The organism is Desulfonatronospira thiodismutans ASO3-1, from assembly GCF_000174435.1.
Lineage (GTDB): Bacteria > Desulfobacterota > Desulfovibrionia > Desulfovibrionales > Desulfonatronovibrionaceae > Desulfonatronospira > Desulfonatronospira thiodismutans.
Genome location: NZ_ACJN02000004.1, coordinates 253,117 through 267,476, shown reverse-complemented (window position 1 = coordinate 267,476; position 14,360 = coordinate 253,117). Strand labels below are relative to the sequence as shown.

Here is a 14,360-nt window from a genome sequence, read left to right as displayed (position 1 = left end):
TAATTTAACATGCATGTTGTACTGGATGTCAGATGCCACTACTCAATTTTTTGTTTTTATTTGTTTCCATACAGAAAGAAAATAGACATGTTTATCCAAAGTCAAAACTTATGTCTTCTGCTTGTGCTTTCATCAGGATACTGCATTCCAAGGCATGAAAGCCATGAAGATATTTTACAGCGGAAATTTATTATTGAGTTGAAAAAAGATTTAAATACATGCATTTTGCTCACCTTTTCCTGTGCTATAATTTAAACACAAAAGCCGAACTATCCTTAAAGGACAATCCGGCTTAAACCAAATTTTAAACAGCCTGCACTTGTTAATTTTTATAATTTGTGCCTTGTTGAGTTTATGTATAATGAATAAGTTTAAATCAGTCAAGAGAATTTTTTAAAAAAATGTCTGGATTTTAAAAAAAGAGTCAGCATCTAATGTAAAATTAAAATAAAAAGTATATCTGTTGTTTATTCATTTTTAATCTTTGTTTATAATAAACAGTTTTACAGTTTAAGTATAACATGGGACAGTACTCTACAAAATATTGTTTTTCTGATTATATTTTATTATGTCATTATAATACAATGACTGGAATGCCCGTCCGATAATCTTTTTAAAAATATGGTTGAACTTTAATAATCAGTCTATAACAGTTTGTTCTTATAATATATAGTAGTGTGCATTCGTATTGGTAGAAAATATGAATTTTTTTATATGGTCGATTCGACCAAGCTTGCATTGATGTATGCTCAAAGGTTGCTCACCTTATTGCCTGGAGTGAAGGAACTTATGAGTTCAGTGATGACAGGCAGTTATCATAAACTTTGCCATGTCTTATCTGCTTGACCCTTTGCACGATCAGGTTTAAATCGAGATTAGAAAGGATGAGACCTGGTCTGGCATGCAGTACATGATGCAAAAAAAATACAAAATACTTGTGGTGGATGATTCTCCGCTGAACATCCGTATCCTTAGCTCCATTCTAAAGGATGACTACAGGGTCCAGACAGCCCTGCACGGAGACAAAGCCCTGCAGATAATCTTTGGAGACGATCCTCCGGACCTGATACTTCTGGATATCATGATGCCGGGTATTGACGGGTATGAAGTGTGCAGAAGGATCAAGGCCGATCCGGGCACGGCAGGTATCCCGGTGATATTCGTAACCGGCAGATCCGATGTTGAAGATGAAGCTTACGGCCTTTCCCTGGGGGCTGTGGACTACATTACCAAGCCTTTTCATTTTCCCATAATCAAGGCCAGGGTCAAAAATCACCTGGAGCTTTTGCAGGCCAAGCGCTCGGCTCAAGAGGCCCACAGCAGACTGTCCAAAGAACTGCAGGCCATGAGCGACCTGCAGACAAGCATTCTGCCCTCCACGGAATACCACTCTCAAGGTCTTTACGCACGCGGATTTTATCAGCCCTCTGGTCTGGCCGGTGGTGATTATTTTGACTATCTGCCCTTGGGCCATGACGGCCTTCGGTGCGTCATAGCCGATGTTTCCGGGCACGGGGCCAGGGCGGCTTTTCTTATGTCCATGGTCCGCACAGTTTTTCATTTTGATGAGGCTGTCCTCCCCCTGCCGCACCTTCTTGAGGCCCTCAACAGTCAGCTCATGCAGACAGTGGGAGATATGGGCGACTTTGTAACCCTCATGGCCGTGGATATTGATCCCCTGAAGAACAGGCTGGAATATATAAACGCCGGGCACTGTCCGGCATTTCTGCGCGATGGTCAAAGTCTGCATGAGATTGAGCCCACTGCGGCCCTGCTTGGTTTTCACCAGGAAAAGTACAAGAGTCGATTTCTTGAATGCGGCCGGGACTGGGAGCTTTTCATGTATACCGATGGGTTTTACGAGTGCCGGGTGAACGGAAAGGATATTTTCGGGTACGAGGCCTTCAGGGAACTCTGCTTCGGGCTTTTGTCCAGGGATGATTTCCAGGTGCAGGATCTTGCAGGCAGGGTCTCAGCCGCCTCAAAAGGCGTGGTAGGCTTCGAGGATGACTTGACCGGGATATATGTTCAGAGTAAGGGTAAATAAGATTAAACTGAATGACAGCAGCAACAGGATGGCCTGAATGTTTTTTGAGTCCAGAAATATTAATGATATTTTGGTTATAAGGCCAATGGTAGAACGAATTGATGCAGAAAACTCCTCGAGCTTCAAGGGCTGGATGGTAGATTATATTCTGCAGGGCAAAGAGAAAGTAGCCCTGGATTTATCTGAAGTTGAATTTATGGACAGCTCCGGTCTTTCGGCTCTGCTTTCCACTGTGAAGACCATGAAGAACCGAGGCAGGCTGGTGTTTTTCGGTGTAAGACCCAACGTTGGCAAACTGTTTTCCATAACCAGGCTGGACAGGGGGGTCTTTGAGATTCATCCGGATGAGCAAAGCGCGGTAGAGGCATTGAGAAAAGATGAAAATTCATAAAGTTTAGGGCCGGCTATTTCAGGGTAAGGCATGAACCTTGACTTGTTTTCCGCAAAAACCAAGCAGTATACAGGCTTTGCCCTTATGCTGCTTTTTTTGATGCTTGTAACACCCTGGGCCTATATGCACTTCAACCAGGAAGAGGTGTTGTGGCGTAAGGGTCAGCAGTCCTTTGCACAGGGAGATTATGAACAGGCCGCCGCTTATTACAGCCGGGCTCTGGAAAAGGGTAAGATCAGCTACATGCTCTTAGACCGCCTGGGTGATTCCAGCCTTGCAACAGGCAGACCGGACCAGGCCAGGGATGCTTTTGAAGTCTTGCGTCAGAGATATCCTGATGATGCCAGGGTTTTACTCAAGCTGGCCCGGGCCTACTGGTCCATAAACGATTCCGGGCAGGCCCTGGAATTAGTGGACCAGGCCCTGGAACTCAGGTCAGACTGGGAATACGCCCTTTTTTTGAGGGCGCAGATACTCACCAGCCAGGGACGGTTTGAGGAAGCCATCAATATTTATTACCGGATTCTGGGAGAAGAATGATGAAGATATTTATTTTATTTATTTTCAGTGCAGCTGTGTTCTTTTTTGCAGGTTCTGTGCAGGCAGAGGATTCCCCGGGCGATTTTCTCATGCAGCAGGAGAGGGTGTCACCTGAGTTCAAGGATGAGATAGAGGACTGGCAGGCCAGGCTGGAGCTGGCCAGGCTGCTTAGCTACGTGCAGCGCTACGATGAAGCCATAGACCAGTACCACAGGGTGCTGGATGAAAAGCCTGATCTTGTCCAGGCCAGGCTGGAACTGGCCAGAGTCTACTACTGGACGGATGAGATTGACAAAGCCCGGGAAATGTTTGCCTCTGTTCCAGAAGACAAGATAACCGGGGAAGCCCGCCTGGAGCTGGGTGAGATTTATGCCATGCTGGAACAGTATGACCGGGCGGCAGACATTTACCGGGATTACCTGCAGGACAACCCCGGGCAGGACGAGGCGCGGTTCAAGCTGGCCCGGGTGCTCAGCTGGAAGGGTGATTACGAGGCTTCCATCCAGGAGTATGAGCGGGTTCTGGAATCCAGGCCCGGGGACAACCAGGTCAGGCGGCATTACGCCCAGGTACTCATGTGGGCGGAGCGGTATGATGAGGCAATAGAGCAGATGGAGAAGACCCTTGAATCCCGGTAGCCAGGGGATGAAGATCCAGCTGATGCCTGAGCGCTTGCCGGGTGCCGCCTGGAACCCTCCCCTGATCCTTCCCTTTCGCCTGAAAGACGGGCGGCAAGGAAGGGGAACAGGAGAAAAACAGGTCTTTCAAGCCACAGGACAATGTATATTTGACAGATGGCTGGCGCTTGCCGTCTTTGTCATTTTGCTGCTGGGCCTTGTCGGGGCCAAGCCGGCCGAGTCACTGGGATCTTCTAAAGTGGTTCCCGGGGATGCAAGGATATCCCATGAAGAGGCCGGAGAAATGCTCCTGGAGCTCTTGCTGCAAAGCGGTAAAGAAGAGCACCTGTCTAAGGCAGGGCAGGTTCTGGAAAGAATTGAGTCCACTCATCCCGACGGTTCCCTTATGGCCCTTTACCGTATCCGGCTGGAAGCAGCCCTGGGCAACCGCAGCAAAGCCGTGTCACTAACTGAAGAGTTTGTACGTTCTCAAGAATTTGATGCGGACAGATTCATCCAGGTTGCCGATGTCCTGGCTTCCTTAGGCAGGTACAGGATGTGCCGGGAAATATACACCAAGACCCTGGACAGGCTGAAAGGGGAAGAAAAGAGGCGGATCAGGCTTGTCTATTCTGAGCGTTTGCTGCTGTGGGGGGATTATTATTCCGGGGAAGAGATAATCCGGGAGGAGCTGGCGGATAAAAAGCATGATCCGGAGCTGAACCTCAGGCTGGCCAGAAACCTGGTTGCCCAGCAAAGGTTTGAACAGGCCCGCAAGCATCTGCAGAGGATAGTCCACCAGGGACCGGAGAAAAGTCCGGCAGTCTATTTTGAGGCCTGGAGCGAGGCAGTGAATGTCGCTCTGCTGCAGAAGGATTTTGCAGCGGCTGCGCAAGCGGCTGATGATTTTCAGGACTGGTACGCAGGTAGAGAAGATATTCTTCTGCCCGGGGCCAGGGCCTACCTGCAAAAGGGCCGCCTGGAAGATGCCCAGAAGCTCTTTGAAAAAGCCTCCGGGCATGAGAATCTCAAGGTTCAGGCCCTGCCCGGACTGGCCCGGGTGGAGATGAAAAGGGGCAATCCGGACAAGGCGGTTTATTTCCTTGAGAAGGCGGCAGCCCTGGATGAAAACAACCCAGAGCCCTTTATTCTGCTGTCTCAGACCAGGGGGAAACCGCTGCAGGAGCATGTGGAGAAGGTGCTAAAGGAGGAAACCGATCCGGCAGTGCTAACGCACCTGGCCCAGGCACTGGCCGGGCAGGGGGAGTTTGAGCTGGCTGCGGAAGTCTATGACAGCGCACTTGCTCACGATCCTGGATTTTTTGAAGCCGGAGCAGGACTGGCCGAAGTTTACGGGTCCAAGGGCAGATACTCTGCCAGCCTGGAGATCCTGGACATGATGCTGGAGGAATTTCCGGAAAGCTACAAACTGCTGCTGACCCGGGCCAGGGTGCTGGCCTGGTCCAGACAATATGCAGAAAGCCTTGAGGCCTATGATCAGCTTTACACAAAAAACCAGGACAATCATGTCGTGATCCGGGAGGCGGCGCGCACTGCTTACTGGGGCAAAAAAGCTGACACAGGGGACAGGTATTACCAGCTTATAAGCACTCCTGCTGTGGATGAGATGCTTTTACAGAGACTGCAGGATCTGGACACATCACAGAGACAAATCCTGGAGCAGGCAATAGCCGGCTTAGAGCGGGAAGTAAGCGCAGGCTCTGTCTATGCCGGTTTTGAAGGCTTTTTCGACTGGTTCGGACGGCACGGCCGGGATCTCGGCCGGGAGAGCCGCCGGGAGATGGATGAGCTAAGACGCAGCCTGGGCTACAGGTACGTGATTCAGAAACAGGCGGAACTGGAGCGCCAGTCCAAGAAGCTTTTGTGGAATGAGCGCTTTGCCCCGGCCAGGCGGCATCTGCAGAAACTGGTGGAGCATGAACCGGGCAACCAGGAGGCCCGGTTTGACCTGGCCCAGGCCTGCTGCGTCCTTGGCCTGGGGGACGAGGAAGAAAAAGCTTACCAGGAACTGCTGGCAATAGATCCCCTGCACGGACAGGCCTCCAGGGCTCTTGAGAGGCGAAAAAAGCGTTCCAGGCCAGGTTTTTCGGGCAATTACAGTTTCTGGAGCGAAAGGGGCAGGGGGGAGCTGGCCCGCATGGACAGGCACAGGCTGGATATGGGCCTGGATGTACCTTTAAGATCAAGGCACAGCTTTAGAGTAACCGGGCACAGGTATTTCGAGTCGCCCCAAAAACACGCCGGAACAGTCCAGGCCTCGGGAGTCAGCCTGACCGGGGAGATGGTAACCGGACCTCATTTTACCCTGGCCGGAGGGTTGACCTATAAGTCTTACGCGAATGATCTTCAGACCCGGGGCTCTAAGATGGAAAGGGAAAGCATCGACCTGGATGATCTTTTTCTGGGGCATCTGGACATGATGTTCAACCTGGACGATTATGCCCGGCTGACCCTGGGCTACGAAAAAAGGGAGACTGTGGCCAATGCCATAGCCCTGGCCCAGGGGGTATACACCGAGAACTGGGAGGCCGGTCTGGATATTTATCCCCTGCGAAGGCTGGAACTGGGCCTCAGTGCCGGATACCTGGACTACAGCGACGACAACCACGGGGTCGTGTACGGGGTAAGTGCAGGCTACTCCTTTACCGACCACCCCAGGCGCTTCAGGACCATTCTGTCCGGGGAGTACAGGGACACCTCCAGGACATACCAGGGTTGCTCCAATGGGCAGGGTTGCAATATTCAGGCGGATTTCAAACACCCCTACTGGACTCCGGAAGATCACTGGGGCAGTTCTGTTACTTTTGAGTTTACCCATGACCTGGCCAGAGACTTCTTCTGCGGGGCCAGGGATCATTTTTACCAGCTTGAGCTTAGCCTGGGCACGGAAAAGGACAAAAATCATTCCGTTGAGGTCCGGGGAACATGGAGCCGTGAGTTTGAAAACGGGCTGGGCATCAACACCCAGGCCATGTGGCACAATTCCAGGGAGTGGGATGCGGCCTCGCTGGACCTGGGCCTTTTCTACAGGTTTTAAACCCCGGCTTAGCGCCGAAATACCGGGATCATCATGAGCCAGAACAAGACAGCCTTTAAAAACAACCTGCTTCTGGGCGGGATAGTCCTGACCCTGATGTTTATCATTTTATACCTCATGGCCAGGACCTTTACCTTTATAATTGCCGATTATGCCTGGTATGAAAAGTTTTTCGGGCTGCTTCTTCTTCTGGCCCAGGCCTTTATCCTGACCCACGGTTTCGGATATTTCCTGAACCTGTTCAGAGTGATCAATTCAGAGGGAAAAACAGGGTCGGAAAACCACCTTGTTCAGGCCAGCCTGATAGATTATCCACCAGTGGCCATAATTGTTTCCTCTTACCGCGAGCCTCTGCATGTGGTGGAGGATACATTGATCAGCTTTTACAATCTAACTTACCCCAATAAAAAGATCTACTTTCTGGACGACACCCGCTATGACCTGCCGGACTGGAAGCCGGGGGAGGCGGAAAAATACAGGCTTGAGATCGACGATCTGTGCCGCAGGATCGGGGTAAATCTTTTCCGGCGCAGGTGGAGGGGAGCCAAGGCGGGTATGATCAACGACTTCAATGATTTTCTGGACAAAAATCCGCCTGAGGGCTTCGAATTTGTTTCCTATGTCCAGGGGGAGACCATAAAACCTGGAGATGAGAAATACATAATCGTCTTTGATGCGGATCAAAAACCCCTGCCTGATTTCGTTGAGGCCTTAGTTTCCAGGATGGAGGCCAATCCAGCAGTGGCCTTTATTCAGACACCGCAGTACTACAGCAATTTTGAGCACAACCGGGTGTCCAGGGGGGCCGGCCTGCAGCAGGCTGTTTTTTACGAATACATCTGCGAGGGCAAAAGCCAGCAGGACGCCATGTTCTGCTGCGGGACCAATGTCATTTTCAGACGCGAGGCCTTAAGGGACGTGGGCGGCTTTGATGAATCCTCGGTCACTGAGGACTTTGCCACCTCCCTTAAGTTTCACCTGCGGGGCTGGAAATCGGCATATCTGAACAAGGTCAGCGCCTTTGGAGACGGCCCGGAGGACCTGGGAGGGTATTTCAAGCAGCAGTTCCGCTGGGCTTTGGGCACGGTAGGCCTTTTCAGAACCATCCTGTCCAGGCTCTGGAAAAATCCCAGCGAGCTTCCCATATACAAGTGGTGGGAGTACATGCTTTCCGGGACACACTATTTCGTAGGCTGGGTCCTGTTTGTCCTGGTTATTTCACCTATCCTGTTTATCCTGTTCAATATTCCTACCTATTTTGCCCGTCCGGAACTGTACTTCATGTTTTACGTGCCCTATATTCTCATGACATTTACTATGTTTATATGGTCCCTGCGCCAGAGGCACTACAAGGCTTCAGAGATCGTCAGCGGAGTTCTGCTGCAGGCCATCTGCTTTCCGGTGTACATGAAGGCCTCTTTGCTGGCTGTCCTGGGTTACCGGGGCACATTTAAGACTACGCCCAAGGGGCAGAGCCTGTCATTGCCCATGCATGCCCTGTGGCCCCAGGTGGGACTTGCAGCTTTGTGTTTCGTGGCCATTATCTGGGCGGGGATGAGAATATATTACGAACGTGAACTGATTATGGCCCTGTCTGTAACCAGCTTCTGGTGCCTGTATCATTTTCTTATTCTTTCAGCGGCGGTGTACTTTAATCATCCTTTGGAGGAAGGCCTGGAGGAAAGTGTTGAGAACAAGTAAAAAGCTTTTAGCGGTAGTGGTGTTCGCCATGTTCCTGTCTGCCGGGTTTTATGGCTGCAGGGAAGTAAACAACGGGCAACAGTCTGAAAAAGAGCATAAGAGGCAGCTTTATTTCGGCCTGGCTGTAGAGGGCCTGCCTGAACAGCCGCAAGTGTTTCAAGACAAGGAAAACAAGACCGGTCTGCCGGTGAGCATGGTCAATTTCTTTCTGCAATGGCCGCAGGACCCTGAAGAGATGAATTTCCCCGGCAAGACACTGGAGGCGGTGCACAGCTTCGGGGCCATGGCAGTGGTCACCTGGGAACCCATGTATTACGACAGTCATGGACAGGAGCACATGATTGCGGCCGGTGATATCCTGCAGGGAAGATACGACGACTATATCCAGGGCTTTGCCTCCCGCATAAAGGATCTGGAATATCCGGTGATCATCCGCTTTGCCCATGAGATGAATCTGGATCGCTATCACTGGGGAGGAAGCAGGGAAGAATACGGCCCTGAAAGTCCGGAACGCTACCAGGAGATGTTTCAATACGTAGTGAAGCGGTTCAGAGATGAAGATGCTGGAAACGCTCTTTTCGCCTTCTGTCCAAATGCCGGTTCAGTGCCTTCTCCTGAGCAGGGGGCCCACTGGAACAAGGCCAGGAATTATTATCCAGGGGATGACTATGTGGATGTCCTGGGTATGGACGGCTACAACTGGGCCTATACCCGGACCATGGAAGAGCATGGCTGGCAGAGCAGCTGGCGAAGCTTTGAGGAGATATTTGAGCACATATATTCTGAACTTACGTCCATAAGCCCGGAAAAGCCTCTGTTTGTATTTGAGACAGCCTCTCCGGCAGAGGGTGGAGACAGGGATGTATGGGTGCAAAATGCCTTTGAGACCGCCTCCAGGTGGGGCCTGGACGGGATAATATGGTTCCAGGTGGACAAGGAGGAAGACTGGAGGCTTGCAGCCGGTGAAGAATGCAGGTACCCGGGGGAAGTGCGCAGGAAGCTGTTTTCGCCCCTGCCTGACTTTCAGCGCAGGCAGCCTTAGAGGCTGTTCAGGTAGAGCATGACTAAGGTGTTGTAGTTGTTGTAGCTTTTTTTCTCCAGGGTTTTCAGGGCCATGAGGTACATGTTTATGGTTTCGATGCTAAGTACCGAACTGAAAAGGTCCACATAGATTTCCGACTGTACGCTCTGGCGCAACTCGTCAATGTCCAGAATTTCCATGATGTCCTGGTTCCGGCTGTGCAGGGACAGGGCCTTTGAGTAAAGGCTGCTCAGGTAGTCGTGGTTTTTCTGCATGCCGGTTTTGATGTCGTTTATGATCATGCGTCGAAAAAGGGCGTATTCCTCCCTGGAGAATTCGGAGACCCTGGTGAAGTAAGTGGCCAGGTGTTCCAGGTAAATGAGCATGCCTCTTTTGAGCATGGCGATGTCTTTTAAGACCAGAAGCAAGAGACTGGCTTCATCCTCAAAATTTTCCAGCCCGATGACCAGTTCCCTGGTCTCCAGAGAGATGAACACCGGATATGTTTCGGGAAAGCTTTTGTCCAGGGCCACACCACAGACCTGGGCTGCGGCCTGGTCTTCCCAGGTCTCCCAGGCCACGCTGCCCTGGTTTCTGCTCTGTCCCTGGAACTTGTACGGCAGATGCAGGTTTACCCTGTCTCCCCGGTACAGTTTTTCCCGGCTCTGAAGCCAGGAAGGGATGGCGATGCGTACGCCGTTCTGACTGAAATCCTGGATAATATACTGAAAAGGCTGATAGTCCTCTTCCCTGGAACCCAGAAAAGGCAGAATGGCCATCTCCAGGGGCAGTCGTTCCTCGGTGCGCTGTTCAATAGTGCTCATGGGTATCACGTCTTCAAATACAGTATCCGCAAAAACTACATGTGCCGCCGGGCTTCATCCCACAGGGCGCGGGAGCGGGATTCGTCTCCCAGGACGCCCACCCGGATATTTATCTGGGAGCTGTTTGCGGTCAGGTGCTTGACAGTGATCCAGACATTGGTTCCGTCCATGTATTTGCCCTGAATTCTGAATCTGTCGGTGTATTCAGTTTCTTCCTCCAGGCTTATGTTTTTGACTTCCATGGCCTTGAGAGTGGCTTCATGCACGGTGTACATGTCTCTGGCCACTTTTTCCCGTAGCCAGCCTTTGTAGTAGATGGCTGCTCCCCCGCCGGCGGCTCCTCCCAGGGCGAAGAGGCACCCGGAAAGGTTCAGACAGAGAAAAAGGATAAGCAGAAAGTGGATTTTTTGTTTAATGGCGGGCATGGCTCTCTCCGGTTTAAGGTTGACTAAATGTAGCCCCATTCCTTGAGCCTGTTGTAGGCGTGCTGGGCTTTATCCCCCTGATTTACCTGCTGCAGAAAGGCATAGTATTTTTCCGCCGCCTGATTCCTGCGGCCCATGCCTTCATAGCTGTAACCCTGAAAAAACAGGGTGTTGGGATTACCAGGCAGACGCTCCTGATATCTACTGAACTCGGCCAGGGACTGCTCGAATTTCTCCTGCCTGAGCCAGGCCATACCCAGGATATGCATGGCCTGGGGTTCTTCAGGGTAGATCTCCCTGGCTTCCGAGGCATATTTGCGGGCCTGGGAATTGTTGTCCCTGGACAAAAGGTACTTGGACATTTTCAGGTTGGCCACGTAGTCTTCCGGAGCCGCCTGCAGAGCGGATGAATACTTTTCCCCGGCTTCCCCGGGTTTTTTGGCCCGCATGAGGTCGTCGCCTTCCTGCATGTCCTGAACGGCTTGTTTAATCTGTCTAAGCCGGGCCGTATTGTCCATGTAGCGCTCACGATACAGGGGTTTGCTGTTTTTTTGGTAGTCCGTGCGCACACGGTTGACCGCGGTCTGATAACGCTCGCTGCTCATGGGATGAGTGGAAAAAAGCATTTCCAGAGAGCCTCTGTCTTCTCCGGACATGTCCTTGAGCATTTCCATAAGTCCTACAAATCCTTCCGGATTGTAGTCCGCCCGGGCCATGTATTCCAGGCCCAGCTCGTCGGCCTCTCTTTCCTGGTTGCGGCTGTAGCTGGCCAGAAGTGCCCCTGTTCCGATGCCGCCCAGTCCGGCCACTACGTTTTCCCATTGTGGGCCTGCTGCCGCTGCGGCCCCGGTAAAGACCACCTGGGCCAGCATGCCCCTGGTCATTCGCTGGGCGGTATGTCTGGCATTGACATGCCCAAGTTCATGACCGATGAGAGAAGCCAGTTCCGCCTCGTCCTGGAGTTCCAGCAGGATCCCCCTGCTGACCCCGATGGTACCTCCGGGAAAAGCGTAGGCATTGATGTAGGTGGCGTTCAGCGTGTTGAAGGAGTAGGGCATGTCCGGCCTGTGGCTTCTGGATGCCATGTCCCGGCCCACCCCGGAAACGTAGTCCTGAAGATTTTTGTCCTGAACCACCCCGTAGTCGGCTGAAATCTGGTGCGGAGAATTCTCTTTGTCCAGTTCTATCTCCTGGCTTTCGCTCATGAGCATGAACTGGCGCTGTCCGGTAACCGGATGAGTGGCGCAGCCGGTTGCCAGGGACAAAGATCCTATGCCGGCCAGATAGAGAAAGTGCCTGCGGCTCAGGCGCGGGGTTTTGTTTTGAATCCGGCTTATGTTCATGGTTTTTCTGGTCTTTGAGGTTAGAGGTTGTCTGCTGCATGGTCTGCCTGAATTTAACTGGTACACTGTTCAGGTTAAAGTTATATTATTGCGAAATGATTGGCAAGGCAAGGCAAATTTATCAGAAAATGTGATTTGTGTTATAAGCTTCTCAACCTGGCGGGCCCTGAAAAGAGCCTGCGAGAGACTGAAGGGAAATGATCATTTGTAACGAACCACCCCCGGCCCCTCCTTAACCAAGGAGGGGAGTGGTCCGTGCCGCAGGCATAAAATGACAGGTTTTCGTGACAGCGACATAGCCGAACCTGCGGGAATCTGGATAAGGAAGTGGTTAATCAGAACGAACCACCCCCGGCCCCTCCTTAACCAAGGAGGGGAGTGGTCCGTGCCGCAGGCATAAAATGACAGGTTTTCGTGACAGCGACATAGCCGAACCTGCGGGAATCTGGATAAGGAAGTGGTTAATCAGAACGAACCACCCCCGGCCCCTCCTTAACCAAGGAGGGGAGTGGTCCGTGCCGCAGGCATAAAATGACAGGTTTTCGTGACAGCGACATAGCCGAACCTGCGGGAATCTGGATAAGGAAGTGGTTAATCAGAACGAACCACCCCCGGCCCCTCCTTAACCAAGGAGGGGAGTGGTCCGTGCCGCAGGCATAAAATGACAGGTTTTCGTGACAGCGACATAGCCGAACCTGCGGGAATCTGGATAAGGAAGTGGTTAATCAGAACGAACCACCCCCGGCCCCTCCTTAACCAAGGAGGGGAGTGGTCCGTGCCGCAGGCATAAAATGACAAGTTTTCGTGACAGCGACATAGCCGAACCTGCGGGAATCTGGATAAGGAAGTGGTTAATCAGAACGAACCACCCCCGGCCCCTCCTTAACCAAGGAGGGGAGTGGTCCGTGCCGCAGGCATAAAATGACAAGTTTTCGTGACAGCGACATAGCCGAACCTGCGGGAATCTGGATAAGGAAGTGGTTAATCAGAACGAACCACCCCCGGCCCCTCCTTAACCAAGGAGGGGAGTGGTCCGTGCTGCACTCATAAACTGACAACCTTGTGTGACATCAACGTACTTAAATGACTGAGCTGAAATGGTAGTTATCTGTAATATGATTGCCTGTCATGATTTAGGGGGATGTGAGGCGCGGGACAGGGCGGAAGTGTTGCTGACGAAAAATCTTGACATGTGCTGTAGATGGCCGTAATTAGGAAAGATTAATGCACGAAAGGAGAAAGTATGGCCAAAGAGGAATCCATAGAAGTCGAGGGCGTAGTGGAAGAGGCCCTGCCCAATGCCATGTTCAGGATAAAGCTGGACAACGGGCATGAGGTCCTGGGACATATTTCCGGAAAGATGCGCAAATTTTACATCCGTATTCTGCCCGGAGACAGGGTCAAGGTAGAACTGTCCCCGTACGATCTTACCCGCGGCCGCATCACCTACCGTTTCAAATAACCCGCATATGTGCCTGCCGCAGCCCCTGCTTTCTCTATAGCTTAATTGCCAGTAAACATGTCCGAAATTGACCTGCACACACACTCCACGGCTTCTGACGGGACCATGACCCCGTATGAGCTTGTGAGCCACGCCAGGAACATAGGCCTTAAAGCCCTGGCCCTTACTGACCATGATACCACCAAAGGACTTATGCAGGCACTGCAGGCCGGGAATGACCTGGGCCTGGAGGTGGTCCCCGGTTGTGAACTGAGCGTTGAATATCCAGGGCTCATGCATATCCTGGGGCTGTGGCTCAGGTCCGATGCCCCGGCCCTGAACAAGGCCATGCAGGAACTGCGGGACAAAAGGAACATGCGAAACGAGGTCATCATTGAAAAACTGCAGAAGCTGGGGATAGATATAAGCTATGCCGAGGTGCAGACCCTGGCCGGAGATGCCTCGGTAGGCAGGCCGCATATTTCGCGTGTTCTCATGGATAAAGGCGTGGTGACCTCGGTTCAGGAGTGTTTTGACCGCTACCTGGGGTCTACAGGTAAAGCCTACGTGCCCAAAGAGAAATTCGACCCGGAAAAGGCCATATCGGTTTTAAAGGATGAAAACGCCCTGGTGATCCTGGCCCATCCTTTCTCCTTGCAGCTGGATACTGATGCCTTGCGCCGGGAGCTTGTACGCCTCAAGGATCTGGGTCTGGACGGAGTGGAGGTGTTTTATTCCGAACATACCATTGAACAGACAGAGATTTATGCCTCTCTGTGCCGTGAGCTTGACCTGCTGCCCACAGGAGGCTCGGATTTTCACGGTTCAGTCAAACCGGAAATAGGACTTGGTTCCGGCCGGGGCAATCTCAATCTTTCCTATGCTCTTCTAAAGGCCCTGAAGGAGAAAAGACTTGAGAACGGGCTCTGGGTTTAGGACCCGGTCATAAGGC

The 14,360-nt window shown here is 51.9% G+C and carries 12 protein-coding genes; 9 read left to right on the top strand and 3 right to left on the bottom strand.

The window, feature by feature from the left end; all coding sequences use genetic code 11:
* Positions 1 to 910 precede the first annotated feature (910 nt).
* Genes DTHIO_RS20165 through DTHIO_RS18365 form a run of 7 tightly spaced genes read left to right on the top strand, consistent with a single transcriptional unit; the run spans position 911 to position 9,396 of the window.
* On the top strand, positions 911 to 2,047 hold the full coding sequence (locus DTHIO_RS20165) for a PP2C family protein-serine/threonine phosphatase (protein ID WP_161598703.1): 1,137 nt from the start codon (positions 911 to 913) through the stop codon (positions 2,045 to 2,047).
* 37 nt (positions 2,048 to 2,084) lie between these two features.
* Positions 2,085 to 2,438: an STAS domain-containing protein gene (locus DTHIO_RS18390; RefSeq protein WP_008871745.1), complete on the top strand. Its 354-nt coding sequence runs from the start codon at positions 2,085 to 2,087 to the stop codon at positions 2,436 to 2,438.
* A 30-nt stretch (positions 2,439 to 2,468) separates the two neighbouring features.
* On the top strand, positions 2,469 to 2,978 hold the full coding sequence (locus tag DTHIO_RS18385; protein WP_008871744.1) for a tetratricopeptide repeat protein: 510 nt from the start codon (positions 2,469 to 2,471) through the stop codon (positions 2,976 to 2,978).
* Positions 2,978 to 3,616, top strand: a complete 639-nt coding sequence (locus tag DTHIO_RS18380; protein ID WP_008871743.1) for a tetratricopeptide repeat protein — start codon at positions 2,978 to 2,980, stop codon at positions 3,614 to 3,616. Before DTHIO_RS18385 ends, DTHIO_RS18380 begins: the two co-directional genes overlap by 1 nt.
* Positions 3,617 to 3,623: 7 nt before the next feature.
* Entirely contained in the window at positions 3,624 to 6,653 is a 3,030-nt protein-coding gene (locus DTHIO_RS18375; RefSeq protein WP_040419340.1) for a tetratricopeptide repeat protein, read from the top strand.
* A gap of 33 nt (positions 6,654 to 6,686) precedes the next feature.
* Positions 6,687 to 8,354: a glycosyltransferase family 2 protein gene (locus DTHIO_RS18370; RefSeq protein ID WP_008871741.1), complete on the top strand. Its 1,668-nt coding sequence runs from the start codon at positions 6,687 to 6,689 to the stop codon at positions 8,352 to 8,354.
* Positions 8,341 to 9,396, top strand: a complete 1,056-nt coding sequence (locus tag DTHIO_RS18365) for a glycoside hydrolase family 26 protein (protein WP_008871740.1) — start codon at positions 8,341 to 8,343, stop codon at positions 9,394 to 9,396. The genes DTHIO_RS18370 and DTHIO_RS18365 overlap by 14 nt, the downstream gene beginning before the upstream one ends.
* Here DTHIO_RS18365 and DTHIO_RS18360 read toward each other — a convergent pair.
* The 3 genes from DTHIO_RS18360 to DTHIO_RS18350 are packed head-to-tail and all read right to left on the bottom strand — an operon-like array spanning position 9,393 to position 11,967.
* A complete protein-coding gene (locus DTHIO_RS18360; protein WP_008871739.1) occupies positions 9,393 to 10,199 on the bottom strand; it encodes a PilZ domain-containing protein in 807 nt (268 codons plus the stop codon). The two genes, DTHIO_RS18365 and DTHIO_RS18360, sit on opposite strands and share 4 nt — an antisense overlap.
* A gap of 35 nt (positions 10,200 to 10,234) precedes the next feature.
* Positions 10,235 to 10,624 (bottom strand): DUF3568 family protein, encoded by a 390-nt coding sequence (locus DTHIO_RS18355; RefSeq protein WP_008871738.1) that lies wholly within the window; start codon positions 10,622 to 10,624, stop codon positions 10,235 to 10,237.
* Between the two features lie 23 nt (positions 10,625 to 10,647).
* Positions 10,648 to 11,967, bottom strand: a complete 1,320-nt coding sequence (locus tag DTHIO_RS18350) for a M48 family metalloprotease (RefSeq protein WP_008871737.1) — start codon at positions 11,965 to 11,967, stop codon at positions 10,648 to 10,650.
* A gap of 1,243 nt (positions 11,968 to 13,210) precedes the next feature.
* Here DTHIO_RS18350 and infA point away from each other — a divergent pair.
* Together infA and DTHIO_RS18335 are read left to right on the top strand one after the other, a co-directional pair.
* Complete coding sequence (gene infA / locus DTHIO_RS18340; RefSeq protein ID WP_008871736.1) at positions 13,211 to 13,429, top strand: translation initiation factor IF-1; 219 nt, start codon at positions 13,211 to 13,213, stop codon at positions 13,427 to 13,429.
* 57 nt (positions 13,430 to 13,486) lie between these two features.
* Positions 13,487 to 14,344 carry a PHP domain-containing protein gene (locus tag DTHIO_RS18335; protein ID WP_008871735.1) on the top strand — a complete coding sequence of 286 codons (858 nt, stop codon included), beginning with the start codon at positions 13,487 to 13,489 and terminating at the stop codon, positions 14,342 to 14,344.
* The last annotated feature ends 16 nt before the right edge of the window (positions 14,345 to 14,360 follow it).